Here is a 15,861-nt window from a genome sequence, read left to right as displayed (position 1 = left end):
CATGAAGACAATCCGTATCGGCTCCGGTAGCGGGTTCTGGGGTGACAACCTCGACCCTGCGATCGAGATCGCCAAGCACGGCAACGTGCAGTACCTGGCTTATGACTTCCTCGGTGAGCCAACCATTCCACTTCTGCAGAAGATGCGCCAGAAGAACCCGGATCACGGCTTCGTGCCGGCTATTCGCGCCGTGGTACGCGGGGTGCTGCCGATCTGCCTGGACAAAGGTATCAAGATCCTCACCAACGCAGGCGCAGCTAATCCACAGGCATGCGCCGACACTATCCTGGCAGCAGCAAAAGAGGTGGGCATTACCAAACTCAAGGTCGGTATCGTCACCACCAACGACATCCAGCAAAAGGTCGAGGATCTGCTCGACAAGGGCATGAAGTTCACCAACCTGGATACCGGGGACAATGACTTGGGCCGGGTGCGCGAACGCATCGTCGGCTCCTACGTCTACTCTGGCGCCTACGGCTACGTGGAAGCACTTCAGGCAGGTTGCGACATCATCATTTCAGACCGCGCGACCGACGACGCAGCCATTCTGGCGCCGCTGGTGTATGAGTTCGGCTGGAAATGGGACGACTGGGATCGACTCGCGATCGGCATCACCGCAGGCCACCTGATCGAATGCGGTGCAGCTTGCTCCGGCGGTATCAGCGGATTGTGGAAAGAAGTGCCTGAGCCGTGGAACATTGGCTACCCCATTGCCGAGGTCAATGAAGAGGGCGAACTGTTCATCACCAAAGTGGACGGTACCGGTGGCCTGATCAACAAAATTACGCTGACTGAACACCTGCTCTACGAAGTGCATGACCCAAGCAACTACCTGATGCCCGAGGTGATCAGCGACTTCACCAACGTTCAGATGGAAGAAGTGGCCAAGGATCGTGTGAAGGTCTGGGGCGCGAAAGGCAAACCCGCACCGGCCACGCTCAAAGCGGGCATTGCCTACACCGACGGATACATCGGTGAGGTCGAATCCTCCGTGACCTGGCCAGATGCCGTGGCCAAGGCACGACGCTCGTTCGAAATCATCAAGAAGCGTTTCGAGATGGTCAATCTCAAGGCCGAGGAAGTGCGTTTCGACATGATCGGCGTTGACTCCTGTCACTGGTCGGCCTCCCCCGAGCCCGACGAGGACATCAACGAGGTGCGCATCCGCGTGGCCGCCAAGTGCGCCAACCGTGCCGAAGCCAGCAAAGTCGCCCGTGAGTGCGTGATGCTGATGGGCACCGGCCCGATCGGATCAACCGGTCAATTGAATACACCTGCCCCGCGCGAGGTATTCGCCCTTTGGCCAACGCTGATCGCACGCGAGCAAGTCGTGCAGAACGTCGAGATACGGGAGCTTTGACATGGCCAAGCTACAACTGAAAGACCTGGTATATGCCCGTTCGGGCGACAAGGGTGACATCAGCAACATAGCCGTGATCGCCAAGGAACCACGCTTTTATCCCTTGCTGCAAAAGCACCTGACGGCAGAGCGAGTGAAGGCGTTCTTCGGCGAGATGTCCAAGGGCTCGGTGGACCGCTACGAGGTCCGGACACTGCACGCGATGAACTTCGTGCTGCGCAACTCGCTCGGCGGCGGCGCTACCCGCAGCCTGCGTATCGACTTCACCGGCAAGACCATGTGTCAGGCAATCCTGCGTATCGTCCTGGACGTCGATGAAAACGATCTGCAGCTGATGCACTGATGGAGAACCGACATGAGCAATAAAGCCAGAATCATTGGCGTCAACATGGTCAAGTTCGCCAAGCCAGGCGCACATGAACCTTACGAGGTCATGGGCGCCAAGGCCATCCGCGGCGCGCTGGAAGATGCCGGCATCCGGTATGACCAGGTGCAACAGGCATTCGCCGGCTACGTGTACGGCGACAGCACCTGCGGCCAGCGGGTAGCCTATAGCGTGGGCATGAGTGGTATCCCGGTGTTCAACCTGAACAACTACTGCGCCTCGGGTTCGTCGGCGCTGTTCCTGGCACGCCAGGCCGTAGAGGCAGGGATCGTCGAATGCGCGCTGGCCTTCGGCTTCGAGGAGATGAAACCCGGGGCACTTGCCAGTGCCTTCGGCGATCGCACCTCCCCCGTTGGCTGGATCTACGAACGGCAGCAGGAACTGGCCCCACAGCTCCCGCAGGATGCGCCACGCGCCATCAAGGCCTTCGGCTCGGCAGGCTGGGAATACATCAATCGCTACGGCGCCAATCCCGACATCTTTGCCAAGGTGGCAGTGAAGACGCGCAGTCATGCGGTAAACAACCCCTACTCGCTCTTCAACAAGCCACTGACCGTTGAAGAGGTGATGGGCGCGACGCCGATGTATCCTCATCTCACTCGCTTGATGGCCTGCCCACCGACCTGTGGTGCTGCAGCTGCCATCGTGTGCAGCGAAGCGTTCGCGGCCAGGCATGGCATCAGCAACGCCGTCGAGATCGTGGCGCAGTCGATGACCACCGACACAGAAGCCAGCAAGCTCGATCTGCTGAATCTGGTAGGTGCCGACATGACACGTCGCGCCGCCCAGGAGGTGTACGAGGCGGCGGGTATCGGCCCGCAAGATGTGAATGTCGTGGAGTTGCACGACTGTTTCACGCCGAACGAGGTCATCAGTTATGAGGGCCTGGGCCTATGCCCTGAAGGGGGCGCCGAGAAGTTCATCGCCGACAGGGACAATACCTATGGTGGCAAGTACGTCATTAATCCTTCGGGCGGCCTGATGTCCAAGGGCCACCCATTGGGTGCCACAGGCTTGGCCCAATGCACCGAGTTGGTGTGGCACCTGCGCGGCCAGGCCGGGCAGCGGCAGGTTGAGAATGCACGAATCGCCTTGCAGCACAACATTGGCCTGGGTGGCGCCTGCGTCGTAACGATGTACCGGCGTACCTGACCCAGCCCCGAGCGGAACGGGCCATCAGGGCCGCTCCGCTCGAACGGCAAGCAAGTAGCCGCTATTTTTGATGTCCCATAACAATAATCGGAGTAAGCGACATGGCAGGACCACTTGCCGGGGTACGGGTACTGGACCTGACCTCGAATTTCATGGGCCCCTATGCCTCGCTGCTAATGGCAGACATGGGCGCGGATATCTGCAAGATCGAGGCGCCCGGTGGCGACCCTACGCGAGGCGTCGGGCCCTGCCGCAACCCTGGCATGAGCGCGATCTTCCTGCACCTGAACCGCAACAAGCGCAGCGCCGTGCTGGACCTCAAGCACCCAGAGGCGGCACAGGCGCTCCAGCACATGCTGGCCTCGGCCGACGTGGTGCTACACAGCCTGCGTCCCAAGGCCATGGCCAAGCTCGGCTTGACCTATGACGAGGTCAGGAAGATCAACCCACGCATCATCTACTGCGGCGCCTTCGGCTTCGGGCAGAACGGCCCCTACGCCGATCGCCCCGCCTACGACGACCTGATCCAGGCTGCAGTGGGCATGCCGGTGCTTCAAGCGCGCAAAGTTGGCCCCCCCTCCTACGTCGCCACCGCCATCGCTGACCGAATCGTCGGAATGGCAACCTGCAACGCGGTGGCGATGGCGCTGTATTACCGCGAAAAGACCGGGCACGGGCAATCGGTGGAGGTGCCCATGTTCGAAACCTTCGCCCATTTCGTCCTGGGCGATCACCTGTACGGCCACACCTTCGAGCCGCCGATCGGCGACTGGGGCTACGCCCGCATGATGAGCGCCGAACGCCGCCCGTACCAGACGCAGGATGGCTACCTGGGCGTCAATATCTACACCGACCGCCACTGGCAGCGCTTCTTCCTCGCCGTCGGTCGCCCCGACATGGCCGACGACCCACGCTACGGCACGATCTTCGGCCGCACGGAAAACATCGGTTACCTCTACAAGTTCCTGGCCGACACCTTCGAGACCAAGACAACGGCACAGTGGTTGAGCATCCTCACCGAAGCCGACATTCCCGTCATCGAGATGAACACCCCCGAAACACTGCTGCATGACCCGCACATGGAAGCCGTCAACTTCTTCCAGGTGCAGCAGCACCCCAGCGAAGGCCTGCTGCGCATGCTGGGCATCCCCCAGCAATGGAGCGAGAGCCACCCCGAGCAGCGCTACCCCGCTCCACGCCTGGGTGAGCACACCGTGCAACTGCTGACCGAGTACGGATTGACCACGGCGCAGGCACAACAGGTCGTGACGTCCGGCGGAGCCGTGCAGGCCCCCGACGAACCCACAGCCAGCGCGTGAACAAGGAGACAGCAATGGAAAATGATCCACGAGCTGACCTGCCCCTGGCAGGCATTACCGTCGTCGAGCTCGGTGACAGTGCTTCTGCTCCGTTCGCCGGCCATGTGCTCACCGGTCTGGGTGCACAGGTCTGGAAGGTGGAGCGCCCGGCCGGTGACTCCTCGCGCGGCTGGGGGCCCAGCCAATGGAAAGGCAGCGGCGCCGCGTTCCACGCCATCAACCGGGGCAAGCGTTCCATCTGCCTGGACATCAAGGACCCGGTGCAACTGGCCACGCTGCACAACCTCATCGAGGGCCACGCCGATGTCTTCCTGCACAACCTGCGCCCGGGCAGCGCCGACCAGTACCACCTCGACCCCGAGAGCCTGCGCCAGCGCAAGCCTGGATTGGTGGTTTGCGAGGTGGGTGCCTACGGGCACCTGGGGCCCTTGAGCAAGCTGCCTGGCTACGACCCGCTGATGCAGGCCTTCTCCGGCATCATGACGCTCACCGGCGAGGACGGTCAGGCGCCTGTGCGCGCGGGTGTCTCCATCTGCGACTTCGGCACCGGCATGTGGGCGGTGATCGGCATCGTCGCCGCCCTCCTGCGCCGTGAGCGCAAGCAGATCGGCGCGACAGTCAACAGCTCGCTGCTGGAGACCGCAATCGCCTGGATGTCCATTGGCATCGCCAACTACGCCGCAGACGGCAACCCTGGTGGCCGCCATGGTTCGGGCGTGGCGTTCATCGTACCGCACCGTGCCTATGAGGCAGCGGACGGCCACGCCATCATCAGTGCTGCCAATGACACGCTGTTTGCCCGCCTGTGCGATGCCCTGGGTCATTCCGAGTGGGCCACCGACACCAGGTTCGCCACCAATGCCGGGCGCATCGCCAATCGCAGGGAAATCGACGGGCTGATCGCCGAGCGCATGAAACAACACACCCGCGCCCATTGGCAGAAACACTTCGATACCCTCGGCCTGCCCTGCGCCTCGGTGCAAACCACCGAAGAGCTCTACGCCCATGAACAGACCCGCGCCCTTGGCATTCTGGGCAGAACGAGCGAAGACGAGATCGAGCTGGTGGGCATGCCCCTGTCGTTCGACCGCCAGCGCCCACCCGCCCTGGGCTCGGCTCCCGAAATCGGCCAGGATAACGCACGCCTCTACCAGTTGCTGCAAGGTGCCTGACCAACGCGGGCGCCGGTGCACCTTCATTCCTCATTGGATGGTTTCATGAACAAGCAAGCTCAAGGCCCGTTGAAGGGTGTCAAGATCGTCGAAGTAGGTGGCATCGGCCCAGCCCCGTTCTGCTGCATGCTGCTGGCCGACCTGGGCGCGGAGGTCGTGCGCATCGACCGGCCAGCGGGCCATGACGGCGGCGCGCCTATCGATGCCCGTTTCGACCTGCTCAACCGCAGCAGGCGCAGCGTACAGATGAACCTCAAGCAACCCGAGGCCGTGGCCGCGGTGATGCGCATGGTGGAACAGGCCGACGTGCTGGTCGAAGGTTTTCGCCCGGGCGTGATGGAGCGCCTGGGGCTGGGCCCCGAGGCCTGTCTGAACGCCAACCCACGCCTGGTATATGGCCGCATGACCGGTTGGGGTCAGGACGGCCCGTTGGCCCAGGCGCCAGGGCATGACGTCAACTACATCTCTCTGACCGGCGCTTTGCATGCCATAGGCCGGGCTGGCGAGGCCCCGGCGATTCCGCTGAACCTAGTGGGCGACTTCGGCGGTGGCTCGCTCTACCTCGCATTGGGCATCCTCAGTGCCCTGCTCGAGGTGCGTACGTCAGGCCAGGGCCAGGTGGTGGATGCGGCCATGGTCGACGGTGCAGCCTCGTTGATGACCTTGGTCTACGGCTTCCATGCCGCCGGCTACTGGAAGGATGAGCGCGGCACCAACCGGCTCGACTCCGGCGCCCCTTGGTACAACGTCTATGAGACCCAGGACGGCAAGCACGTCAGCATCGCCGCCAACGAAGGGCGTTTCTACCGCGAAGCCCTGGGCGTGCTGGACCTGGCGGAGCAAGATCTGCCAGCGCAGCACGACCAGGCCGGCTGGCCACTGATGAAGCAGCGCTTCGCCGAGGTGTTCAAGACCCGCACGCGTGATGAGTGGACCGCGCTGGCCGCTGGCACCCAGTCCTGCATCGTTCCGGTGCTGTCACTCGCTGAAGCGCCGCAGCACACCCACATCCAGCAGCGCGGCAGCTTCCAGGAAGTCGCGGGTGTGCTCCAACCGGCGCCCGCGCCGCGCTTTAGCCGCACCCCGGGGGCCATCCAGAACCCACCGCCTCATCCAGGCCAGGATGCCCAGGCGGTATTGACCGATTGGGGTTTCTCCGCCGATGAGCAACAACGCCTACGCGCGGCAGGGGCCGTGCTGTAGGGCCACCCCTACCCGAGCCGCCTTGCGGCCCTTCGCGGGTAAACCCGCTCCTGCAGCCCAGGTGTTACCCACGATATACGCCGTCACTGCTGGAGCGGGTCTACCCGCGAAGGGCTGCCAACCCGCCTGATTCGAAAACACAACATCGCCGCTGATCGAGGAGACAGCCATGCGCATTGCCATCATTGGAACAAGCGGTTTCATTGGCTCCGCCTTGCTTACCGAAGCCCTCATGCGGGGCCATCAGGTCACTGGCCTGGTGCGTCACCTCGAGCGCTTGGACGCTCACCTACGACTGACCGCGAAACTGTGCAATGCATACAGGTGCATCCGGTGGTCGATGCCTGCGGCGGGCTGAGTGAGCGCACCGAACAGGCCTCGTTGCGACGCATGGAGGCGGCAGGTGTGGTGATGACCTCCGTCGTCTCGATGGCGGGGGGATTTCAGGCGACTTTGTCACCTCGCCGGGCCGTGAAGCCATCGGCGTGGTCTACCAACTGATCGCGGCCGGCTACGGCCGTTGATCCACCAGAGCGGGTAGCCACCATGCAAGAAAACTTTTCGCTGGCCTCTCAATTGCGGGCTCTGTTGCGTCCCGGCGATACCCTTTGGTGGGGCCAGGCCATGGCCGAACCCCTCACGCTCACGCGTGCCCTGGTGCAACACCGGCACGCGCTCGCCCAAGGCGGCCGGCTGAGAATCTTCGTCAGCTACGGCAGCTCCCACACGCTGCTCCCGGAACAGTCCGACGTGTTCGACTTTGCTGGGTGCATCGCCGGTGGCACGCACCGCAAGCTGGCTGCGGCCGGTGTGTTCGATATCTACCCCGGCCACTACTCGCAGATCCCCGAGCTGATTCGCAGCCGGACCCTGGCGGTGGACGTGGTGCTGGTCCAAGTCTCGCCCGCCGATGCGCAGGGCCGCCATAGCCTGGGGCTGATCCAAGAGTACCTGCCCGCCGCCCTGGAGCGGGCACGCGTCATCATTGGCGAGGTGAACCCGGATATCCCCTGGACGCACGGCGGCGTGCATCTGAAGGCAGAAGACTTCGATCTGCTCGTCGATGCCGAATGTGCGCCTCTCGATGCCGAGCGCTCCGATCCAAGCCCGACCGAACAGGCCATCGCACGGCACATCGCCGCACACATCCAGGACGGTGCGACACTGCAGATCGGCATCGGCAAGTTGCCCGAGGCCGTGCTGGCGTTGCTGCATGACCGCCGTGACCTGGGCCTGCACAGCGGCGCGGCCGGCGACGGCATCGTGAGCCTGGCCGAAGCGGGAGTACTGACCAATGCGCGCAAAGGCCGCGATGTAGGTGTCAGCGTGGCCGGCATCCTGATGGGCACCGAGCGCCTGCGTCACTGGGCCGATCGCAACCCCGCCCTGGCCCTGCGCGGCACCGAGTACACCCATGACCCGGCGGTGCTCGCCAGCCTGCAGCAACTGGTGGCCATCAATGGCGCGATCGAGGTGGACATCACCGGGCAGGTCAATTCCGAGGTCGCCGGCGGCTTGTATGTCGGGGGCGTGGGCGGCTCGGTGGACTTTCTGCGTGGCGCGGCGCGTAGCAAGGGCGGACTGCCCATCGTCGCCCTGCCCTCCACGGCCAAAGGCACGACGCGCATCGTGGCGCAACTGAGTGGACCGGTGAGCACACCGCGCTGCGACGCAGGCCTGATCGTCACCGAACACGGCATGGCGGACCTGCGCGGGCAGCCGTTGTCACGACGTGTACAGCGCATGATCGATATCGCAGCCCCCGAGCACCGGGCCGAGCTGCAGCGCCAGGCCGATGAGACCTTACGCTGCTGCGGCATGGCCCGCCTGCTGTAGGTGATTATCTAGCTTGTTGCGCCGCCCCTGCAGGTAGCTGCATAACCTGATAGCTCTCGCCGGGCGGGTGGAGATCCTTGGGGAAGCAACTGTCTTTTGTTGCCTGCCTCGGTCCATTCGCGGGCAAGACCGCTCCTGCACCCAGGTGTGACGTAAAAAAACGCCCCGGGGAAAAACCCCGGGACGCTGGAGCAACCGGTCAGACTTCCTGGCAGCTCTTGCCCACCCCGTCCGCTGCGTCGGGCCTTGAATCAGGGTTTGGGATGAGGGTCACGACCATCGCCGCCACCACCGCCGGCAGCGCGAAGGCATAGAAATTCCACTGATGATCAAGGTTGGCGCCCACGATCCAGCCACCGATCATCGGCCCCAGGATCGCGCCGGCCCGCCCGATGCCCAGCGCAGCCCCCACCGCTGCGCCTCGGCATGAGGTCGGGAAATAAGCGGCGAGGAAACCGTACAGCAAGGTGCTCGAGCCGATGGTGCCCAGGCCAGCGCCAAACACCGCGCACATCAGCCAGAAGGCATCGGGTTTCTGGCTCAATGCCAAGAGCGATAGCCCACCGATCAGGTAATAAGGCACAACCACCCGCTTCGACCCGAGGCGGTCGGCAAACGCGGCACCGGCCAAGGTGCCGATCACCGCCCCCATTTGCAGCACCAACAAAAACTGCAACGAAGACCCCAGCGGATAGCCTGCATGACGCATCAGCTGCGGCAGCCAGGTATTGAGCCCATAGATGATCAGCTGGGTGCAGAACATCCCGCAGATGAACAACACAGCCACACCGCGAAAACCGCTGGAAAACAGCAACCGATAGCCAATCCTCCCCTCGGTGACAGGTTGTGCCTTGTGATGGGAGGCCTGCTCCTGCAGCACCTGGTCGAAATCCATCCCATATCGCTGTGCCAGTGTTCGCGCCTCATCGAGACGCCCACGGCCGACCAGGTAGTTCACCGACTCAGGCAGCAGGAAGTACATGACCGGCAGAATCACGATGTACAACCCACCCAACGCATACAGCGTGCGCCAGCTGTGCTCTGGCAGCAGGGCCAGTGCGGCCAGCGCCGAGACGATCCCGCCCACCGAATACCCGGTCAGCATCAGGCCGTTGTACAACTGCCGACGCTGCCGCGGGGCGTACTCGATCGTCAAGGCCACCGCGCACGGCACTACACCGCCAAGGCCGATGCCACTCAGAAAGCGGAAAATACCCAGCATCTGCGGCGACTGTGCCGTGGCGCACAGGGCCGAGCCCACCGAAAACCAGAGCACGCCAATCATGATCAGGTTGCGACGACCGAGCCGGTCGGTCAGCCACCCCGTAAGGAGGAAGCCCACCATCAGACCGGCCAGCGTCCAGCCCCCGATCATCCCAGCCAACGCCGGTGTCATGCTCCAGCCAGGTTCTTCCATCAGGCTAGGGACAGTCGCCCCATAGATGATCAGGTCGTAGCCGTCCGCCACGATCGTCAGGAAACACAAGATGACCACGAGCAGCCCACTGCGAGTTGAAACCTTTGCTTGCCTCATTGCGCTTGCCTCCGGCCAGGCACGGCCCCCCTGACCGCAAAGGACAAGTAGGACCGGGCCCAACATTTCAGGTATTTGTTTTTGTTGTTCGATGGGTACCGACCAGAAGGCCACCCCACCCTCGTGGCAAACCGTTCTTTGTGAAGCGTGACAAGCGTTCTGCCTATCGCTCCACGCGCTCGAAGATGGCGGCCAAGCCCTGGCCACCGCCGATGCACATGGTCTCCAGGGCATAACGCCCCTGGCGACGCTGCAGCTCATGCAACACCGAGGTCATGATGCGCATGCCCGTTGCGCCCACCGGATGGCCCAGGGAGATGCCCGAGCCGTTCACGTTGAGCCGGTCGGGGTCGTTCCAGCCCCAACCCTTGAGCACCGCCAGCACCTGGCAGGCAAAAGCTTCGTTGACCTCCACCAGGTCCATCTGCTCGAAGCCAAGGCCGGTACGGGCGAACAGTTTGTTCACCGCCGGCACCGGGCCAATGCCCATGGTCGCCGGCTCGCAACCGGCCGCCGCCCAGCTGTGCAGGTAGCCGATCGGCTCCAGGCCCAGCTCGTCCAGCTTGTCCTCGGCCACCACCAGACAGGCTGCCGCGGCATCGTTCTGCTGCGAGGCGTTGCCGGCGGTGACCGTGCCGCCCTGGGTCAAGGTGCGCAGGCCGGCCAGCTTTTCCAGCGTGGTGTCGCCACGCACGCCTTCATCACGGGTCACCAACAGCGGCTCGCCGCGCTTCTGCGGCACGCTGATCGGTACGATCTCGGCATCAAAACGCCCCGCCTCCCAGGCCGCGGCGGCGCGTTGCTGGCTGCGCGCGGCGAAGGCGTCGGAGGCTTCACGGCTGATGCCGTACTCGCGGGCCAGGTTCTCGGCGGTCTCGATCATCCCCGAGATGCGCCCGAAGCGGTGCTCTGGCTGTGAACGTTCACGGCCACGGTCCAGGCGGTCGTGCAGGGTCACGGAACCGGCCTTGGAGCCCCAACGCATGTCAGTGCTGTAGTACTCGATGTTGCTCATGCTCTCCACGCCGCCGGCAAGTACCACGTCCGCGGCACCGGTCTGCACCATCATCGCGGCGCTGACCAGAGCCTGCAGACCACCACCACAACGGCGGTCCAGTTGCATGCCCGGTACGCTAACCGGCAGGCCCGCTTCCAGGGCGATCCAACGGCCAACGCAGGGCGTTTCGGAACTGGCGTAGGACTGGGCGAAGATCACGTCATCGATACGCTCAGGGTTCAATTTGGTCTGTGCCAGGATGGCCCGTACCACCTCGGCGCCCAGACGTTCAACCGGCACGCCGCGCAGGCTGCCGCCAAATGACCCCACCGGCGTGCGCCGTGGTGCCACGATCGCTGCTCTTCTCATGGTTGCCTCTCCTCAGAGCGCGTTTTGTAGTTGAGGCACAATTTCGAACAGATCGCCCACCAGCCCGTAGTCGGCTACTTGGAAGATCGGGGCCTCTTCGTCCTTGTTGATCGCCACGATCACCTTTGAGTCCTTCATGCCTGCCAGGTGCTGGATCGCTCCGGAGATACCGACGGCGATGTATAACTGCGGCGCAACGATTTTGCCGGTCTGCCCGACCTGCATGTCGTTGGGCGCATAACCCGCGTCGACCGCGGCACGCGATGCACCCACTGCGGCCCCCAGCGTGTCTGCGAGACTGTAAAGCAGGCCGAAGTTGTCACCGCTCTGCATGCCCCGGCCACCGGAAACCACAATTTTGGCTCCGGTCAGCTCTGGACGGTCCGACTTGGCCAGTTGCTCGCCTACGAAACGGGACAGACCTTGCTGGAAAGATGCGCCAACCGCTTCAATGATTGCGCTCCCACCTTCTGCCGCCACAGGGTCGAAGCCGGTCGCACGTACACTGATGACCTTGACCGCCGCTGTAGATTGCACGGTGGCGATGGCATTGCCGGCGTAGATCGGGCGCTTGAAGGTATCTGGGCTGACCACTTCGATAATCTCGGAGATCTGGTCGACATCCAGCAATGCCGCTGCTCGCGGCAAATAGTTCTTGCCGTTGGTGGTTGCCGGCGCGAGCACATGGCTAAAGCCCTTGCCCAGCGACGCAATCAATGGAGCAATGTTCTCTGCGAGGAGATAAGCGTAAGCCTCGTTATCAGCCACCAATACCTTGGTGACCGTATCGATCTTTGACGCGACCTCGGCGACCGGCCCGACATGGTGACCCGCCACCAGGATCGCGATGTTATCGTCTATCTTCCGGGCGGCTGCCACGGTGTTCAATGTTACGGCGCTCAAGACGCCATTGCTGTGCTCAGCGATTACCAGGACGGCCATCAGATCACCTTCGCTTCGTTCTTGAGTTTCTCGACCAGTTCGGCCACGGATTTCACTTTGATACCGCCACTGCGAGCTGCTGGAGCCTCGACTTTTAAAACTTTGACCGTTGAGGCGATGGAGACACCAAGCGCAGCTGGAGTAAGGGTCTCCAGTGGTTTTTTCTTGGCCTTCATGATGTTTGGCAGCGACGCGTAGCGCGGCTCATTCAGACGCAGGTCCGTGGTGATCACGGCCGGCAGGCTCAGTTCAATGGTCTGCAGACCGCCATCAACTTCACGGGTGACGTTTAATCTGTCGCCGACCACTTCGATCTTGGAGGCGAAGGTACCCTGGGCGTAACCGGTCAGCGCAGCCAGCATCTGGCCGGTCTGGTTGTTATCACTGTCGATGGCCTGCTTGCCGAGGATCAGTAGTTGTGGCTGCTCCTTATCTGCCACAGCCTTGAGACACTTGGCGATGGCCAGGGCGCTCAGCTCTTCGCCGGTCTCTACCAGGATGGCTCGGTCGGCACCCAGCGCCAATGCGGTTCGCAACTGCTCCTGAGTGGCGCTTGAGCCCACGGCTACTACCACCACTTCAGTGGCTACGCCTTGTTCCTTGAGCCTTACCGCCTCTTCCACGGCAATTTCACAGAAGGGGTTGAGCGCCATTTTCACACTGGCCAGTTCAACGCCGGAGTTGTCCGCCTTGACGCGAACTTTGACGTTGAAATCAACCACGCGCTTTACTGCAACGAGGACTTTCATGTTTCTGAATCTCCAACAGGGCTGGAACGGAAAAGAATGCGGCGAGCGCGTTCGATCAACGGACGATCGACCATTGCGCCATCGACTTGCACTGCGCCGCCATTGCGCACGGCCTCAAGGACTCTGCGAGCCCAAGTCACGGTTTGCGTATCGGGTAGAAAAGCCTTAGTGATCGGCGCCACTTGGCGTGGATGAATAGCAAGCTTGCCGCCAAAACCCAGGTTGCTTGCCCTCAGTGCTTCCTGGTGCACCAGGGACGAGTCATCGAAGCTTGGCGTGACCCCTTCCAGGGGGGGCGGCAAACCAGCCAGGCGTGACTGCAGGACCAGAACGCTACGGAAATAAGCCAACGCCTCCCAGCTCGGCTGACAGGCCAGGTCCAGAGCCAGATCCAGCGAACCAAAAGCGCCTTGGACCACCCCCGGTTCACGTAACAGACTGGCCAGATCCTCAAAGGCCGCGGCGGTTTCCACCAGTACGATCACGGGCACTTGGCGTCCCACCAAGGCATGTATCAGGCGAACGTCGGCTGCGGTTTCGGCCTTCGCCAGCATCAGCGCATCGAAATGAGCATCTTTCAGGGCGATTACATCGGCCTGGAAGTCAGCGGTATTCGTCGCATTGATTCGCACGATGACCGGTACGCTCTCGATGCCATGTCGGACCACCGCTTCACGGGCAACGACCCGATTACCGGCACCCACGGCATCTTCAAGATCGAGGATCACAGCGTCGGCGCCGCTGGCGGCGGCCTTGGCGAAGCGCTCTGGCCGGTCACCCGGCACGAACAGCGGTGCCAGAGGGGCATGGAAGTCAGTCAACATGTCGCGCTGGCCTCCATGTTCAGGTTGCCATCGGTATCCTGTGTCCAGGCCTGCAAGCTGTCGCCCTGCTCTTTCCAGGAAACCGCCGCACGGAACGTACGCCCAGCAATCAGCGGCACCTGGCCACGATAGGCGAAGCGCACTGGCACCCGTCCGGCATGACTGGCCGCCATGTTGAACAACAGACTCGCCTGCAGCGGCCCGTGTACCACGAGACCTTGGTAGCCCTCCACCTCGGTGGCGTAAGGCAGGTCGTAGTGGATACGGTGGGCGTTGAAGGTCAACGCCGAGTAACGCATCAGCAAGGTCGGCGGTGTCTCGACCCAGTGCTGCAACTCGCCCACGCGTTCCGGCCCCCCCACAGGTGCAGTTCCCGGCACGCCGGCTGCACGGTAGACGATGTCCTGCCGTTCCCGAATGGCCAGGATGCCCCCACAGGACAACGCGTGCTCGACGGTGACAAAGCACAGTTTGCCGCTGCGCCCTTCCTTGAAACGGATGTCATGAATGGTTGACAACCGCTGGATAGGTACGCCAATCGGCAACGGTGCGATCGTCTCCACCTCACCACCTGCCCACATGCGTCGTGGTAGCAGCACCGGTGGCAGGAACCCGCCGCGCCGCGGATGGCCATCCTCGCCCAGTTCTTCCATGCTTGCCGCTGCCGGGCTCGGTGCCAGGCACCAGTGCAACCCCGGCGGTGCGTAGCCTTCAGACTCCCACAAATGCGGCGCCAGAGTGGCACGGTAGGCGTCAAGCATTTGTGGTGTGATGATCGCCTCGCAGCGCTCCTGGCGCCCTAGCCAGCTCTGCAATTGGCCCAGATCGTTATCACTCATGATCGTGGCCTCAATAGGAGCGTGGCATGCCCAGCAGGTGCTCGGCGACGTAGCTAAGGATCAGGTTGGTTGAGATTGGTGCTACCTGGTACAGGCGCGTCTCACGGAACTTGCGCTCCACGTCGTATTCGTTGGCAAAACCAAATCCTCCGTGGGTTTGCAGGCACGCATTGGCCGCCTCCCAACTGGCCTTGGCCGCCAGGTACTTGGCCATGTTGGCCGCAGCACCCGCGTTCCGGCCACTGTCGTAGTCTTCACAGGCGCGCCAGCGCATCAGGTCAGCCGCCTCGATCTCGATGTGTGCCTCGGCGATGGGGAACTGAACTCCCTGGTTCTGACCAATCGGACGATCGAATACCACCCGCTCGCGTGCGTACTGAGTGGCCTTCTCGACGAACCAACGGCCATCTCCAATGCATTCGGCAGCGATCAGTGTGCGCTCGGCATTCAAGCCATCAAGGATGTAGCGAAAGCCCTTGCCCTCTTCACCGATCAGGCTGCTGGCAGGTATTTCCAGGTTGTCGAAGAACAGCTCGTTGGTCTCATGATTGACCAGGTTGGCGATCGGCTGGACGGTCAGGCCATTGCCGATTGCCTCGCGCAGGTCGACGAGGAAGATCGACATGCCATCGACCTTCTTCTTCACTTCGGCCAACGGCGTCGTGCGCGCTAGCAGGATCATCAGGTCGGAATGCTGTACACGTGAAATCCAGACCTTTTGGCCGTTGATCAGGTACTTGTCACCCTTGCGCACGGCGGTGGTTTTGATTCTGGTGGTGTCAGTGCCTGTGGTTGGCTCAGTCACTCCCATCGATTGCAGACGCAACTCGCCGCTGGCCAGCTTCGGCAGGTAGTAGCGCTTCTGCTCCTCGCTGCCGTTACGCAGCAGGGTGAACATGTTGTACATCTGCCCATGGATGGTGCCGGAGTTGCCACCGCAGTGGTTGACCTCCTCCAGGATCAACGACGCCTCCGCAAGGCCCAGGCCCGAACCGCCATACTCCTCCGGGATCATCGCTGACAACCAGCCTGCTTCAGTCATGGCCTTGACGAAGGCTTCCGGAAAGCCTTTTTGCTCGTCAATTTTGCGCCAATACTCAGCCGGGTACTCCGCACACAGAGCACGTACGCCCTCACGAATTTCCTGATAGCCCTCGCGAGCACTCATCGCATTCATAAA

Annotated in this window: 15 protein-coding genes; 8 read left to right on the top strand and 7 right to left on the bottom strand. The window is 62.6% G+C overall.

Features of this window, described 5'->3' with window-relative positions; translation table 11 throughout:
- The first annotated feature begins 1 nt into the window (after window position 1).
- The 8 genes from ACQKP2_RS08000 (at window position 2) to ACQKP2_RS07965 (ending at window position 8,427) form a co-directional block, all read left to right on the top strand.
- A complete protein-coding gene (locus tag ACQKP2_RS08000; protein ID WP_427575721.1) occupies window positions 2-1,360 on the top strand; it encodes an acyclic terpene utilization AtuA family protein in 1,359 nt (452 codons plus the stop codon).
- 1 nt (window position 1,361) lies between these two features.
- A complete protein-coding gene (locus ACQKP2_RS07995) occupies window positions 1,362-1,703 on the top strand; it encodes an AtuA-related protein (protein ID WP_427575720.1) in 342 nt (113 codons plus the stop codon).
- Window positions 1,704-1,715: 12 nt separating this feature from the next.
- Entirely contained in the window at window positions 1,716-2,897 is a 1,182-nt protein-coding gene (locus tag ACQKP2_RS07990; RefSeq protein WP_427575719.1) for a lipid-transfer protein, read from the top strand.
- A gap of 101 nt (window positions 2,898-2,998) precedes the next feature.
- Window positions 2,999-4,216, top strand: a complete 1,218-nt coding sequence (locus ACQKP2_RS07985) for a CaiB/BaiF CoA transferase family protein (RefSeq protein ID WP_427575718.1) — start codon at window positions 2,999-3,001, stop codon at window positions 4,214-4,216.
- Window positions 4,217-4,230: 14 nt separating this feature from the next.
- Window positions 4,231-5,388, top strand: coding sequence for a CaiB/BaiF CoA transferase family protein (locus ACQKP2_RS07980; RefSeq protein ID WP_427575717.1), 1,158 nt, complete (start codon window positions 4,231-4,233; stop codon window positions 5,386-5,388).
- Between the two features lie 45 nt (window positions 5,389-5,433).
- Complete coding sequence (locus ACQKP2_RS07975) at window positions 5,434-6,591, top strand: CaiB/BaiF CoA transferase family protein (RefSeq protein ID WP_427575716.1); 1,158 nt, start codon at window positions 5,434-5,436, stop codon at window positions 6,589-6,591.
- 169 nt (window positions 6,592-6,760) lie between these two features.
- Window positions 6,761-6,949, top strand: coding sequence for an NAD-dependent epimerase/dehydratase family protein (locus tag ACQKP2_RS07970; protein WP_427575715.1), 189 nt, complete (start codon window positions 6,761-6,763; stop codon window positions 6,947-6,949).
- 188 nt (window positions 6,950-7,137) lie between these two features.
- Window positions 7,138-8,427, top strand: a complete 1,290-nt coding sequence (locus tag ACQKP2_RS07965; RefSeq protein WP_427575714.1) for an acetyl-CoA hydrolase/transferase family protein — start codon at window positions 7,138-7,140, stop codon at window positions 8,425-8,427.
- A gap of 199 nt (window positions 8,428-8,626) precedes the next feature.
- On the opposite strand, the gene ACQKP2_RS07960 is transcribed toward ACQKP2_RS07965, so the two are convergent.
- From ACQKP2_RS07960 to ACQKP2_RS07930, 7 genes are all read right to left on the bottom strand, one after another.
- Complete coding sequence (locus ACQKP2_RS07960) at window positions 8,627-9,961, bottom strand: MFS transporter (RefSeq protein ID WP_427575713.1); 1,335 nt, start codon at window positions 9,959-9,961, stop codon at window positions 8,627-8,629.
- A gap of 163 nt (window positions 9,962-10,124) precedes the next feature.
- Window positions 10,125-11,327, bottom strand: a complete 1,203-nt coding sequence (locus ACQKP2_RS07955) for an acetyl-CoA C-acetyltransferase (protein ID WP_427575712.1) — start codon at window positions 11,325-11,327, stop codon at window positions 10,125-10,127.
- A gap of 12 nt (window positions 11,328-11,339) precedes the next feature.
- Entirely contained in the window at window positions 11,340-12,269 is a 930-nt protein-coding gene (locus tag ACQKP2_RS07950) for an electron transfer flavoprotein subunit alpha/FixB family protein (protein ID WP_427575711.1), read from the bottom strand.
- Entirely contained in the window at window positions 12,269-13,018 is a 750-nt protein-coding gene (locus ACQKP2_RS07945; RefSeq protein ID WP_427575710.1) for an electron transfer flavoprotein subunit beta/FixA family protein, read from the bottom strand. Before ACQKP2_RS07945 ends, ACQKP2_RS07950 begins: the two co-directional genes overlap by 1 nt.
- The gene (locus tag ACQKP2_RS07940) at window positions 13,015-13,842 is read right to left on the bottom strand and encodes an HpcH/HpaI aldolase/citrate lyase family protein (RefSeq protein ID WP_427575709.1); all 828 of its coding nucleotides are present in this window, start codon (window positions 13,840-13,842) and stop codon (window positions 13,015-13,017) included. Before ACQKP2_RS07940 ends, ACQKP2_RS07945 begins: the two co-directional genes overlap by 4 nt.
- On the bottom strand, window positions 13,836-14,681 hold the full coding sequence (locus ACQKP2_RS07935; RefSeq protein WP_427575708.1) for an FAS1-like dehydratase domain-containing protein: 846 nt from the start codon (window positions 14,679-14,681) through the stop codon (window positions 13,836-13,838). Before ACQKP2_RS07935 ends, ACQKP2_RS07940 begins: the two co-directional genes overlap by 7 nt.
- Before the next feature lie 10 nt (window positions 14,682-14,691).
- Window positions 14,692-15,849 carry an acyl-CoA dehydrogenase family protein gene (locus ACQKP2_RS07930; protein ID WP_427575744.1) on the bottom strand — a complete coding sequence of 386 codons (1,158 nt, stop codon included), beginning with the start codon at window positions 15,847-15,849 and terminating at the stop codon, window positions 14,692-14,694.
- Between the last annotated feature and the right edge of the window lie 12 nt (window positions 15,850-15,861).

The sequence above is a fragment of the Pseudomonas sp. NPDC089569 genome (assembly GCF_050280625.1).
Lineage (GTDB): Bacteria > Pseudomonadota > Gammaproteobacteria > Pseudomonadales > Pseudomonadaceae > Aquipseudomonas.
This window is presented reverse-complemented; position numbering and strand designations above follow the sequence as displayed.

Bases quoted from the DNA above. Each gene is read 5' to 3' on its own strand.
- ACQKP2_RS08000 (WP_427575721.1), top strand. From the start codon at position 2: ATGAAGACAATCCGTATCGGCTCCGGTAGCGGGTTCTGGGGTGACAAC.
- ACQKP2_RS07995 (WP_427575720.1), top strand. From the start codon at position 1,362: ATGGCCAAGCTACAACTGAAAGACCTGGTATATGCCCGTTCGGGCGAC.
- ACQKP2_RS07990 (WP_427575719.1), top strand. From the start codon at position 1,716: ATGAGCAATAAAGCCAGAATCATTGGCGTCAACATGGTCAAGTTCGCC.
- ACQKP2_RS07985 (WP_427575718.1), top strand. From the start codon at position 2,999: ATGGCAGGACCACTTGCCGGGGTACGGGTACTGGACCTGACCTCGAAT.
- ACQKP2_RS07980 (WP_427575717.1), top strand. From the start codon at position 4,231: ATGGAAAATGATCCACGAGCTGACCTGCCCCTGGCAGGCATTACCGTC.
- ACQKP2_RS07975 (WP_427575716.1), top strand. From the start codon at position 5,434: ATGAACAAGCAAGCTCAAGGCCCGTTGAAGGGTGTCAAGATCGTCGAA.
- ACQKP2_RS07970 (WP_427575715.1), top strand. From the start codon at position 6,761: ATGCGCATTGCCATCATTGGAACAAGCGGTTTCATTGGCTCCGCCTTG.
- ACQKP2_RS07965 (WP_427575714.1), top strand. From the start codon at position 7,138: ATGCAAGAAAACTTTTCGCTGGCCTCTCAATTGCGGGCTCTGTTGCGT.
- ACQKP2_RS07960 (WP_427575713.1), bottom strand. From the start codon at position 9,961: ATGAGGCAAGCAAAGGTTTCAACTCGCAGTGGGCTGCTCGTGGTCATC.
- ACQKP2_RS07955 (WP_427575712.1), bottom strand. From the start codon at position 11,327: ATGAGAAGAGCAGCGATCGTGGCACCACGGCGCACGCCGGTGGGGTCA.
- ACQKP2_RS07950 (WP_427575711.1), bottom strand. From the start codon at position 12,269: ATGGCCGTCCTGGTAATCGCTGAGCACAGCAATGGCGTCTTGAGCGCC.
- ACQKP2_RS07945 (WP_427575710.1), bottom strand. From the start codon at position 13,018: ATGAAAGTCCTCGTTGCAGTAAAGCGCGTGGTTGATTTCAACGTCAAA.
- ACQKP2_RS07940 (WP_427575709.1), bottom strand. From the start codon at position 13,842: ATGTTGACTGACTTCCATGCCCCTCTGGCACCGCTGTTCGTGCCGGGT.
- ACQKP2_RS07935 (WP_427575708.1), bottom strand. From the start codon at position 14,681: ATGAGTGATAACGATCTGGGCCAATTGCAGAGCTGGCTAGGGCGCCAG.
- ACQKP2_RS07930 (WP_427575744.1), bottom strand. From the start codon at position 15,849: ATGAGTGCTCGCGAGGGCTATCAGGAAATTCGTGAGGGCGTACGTGCT.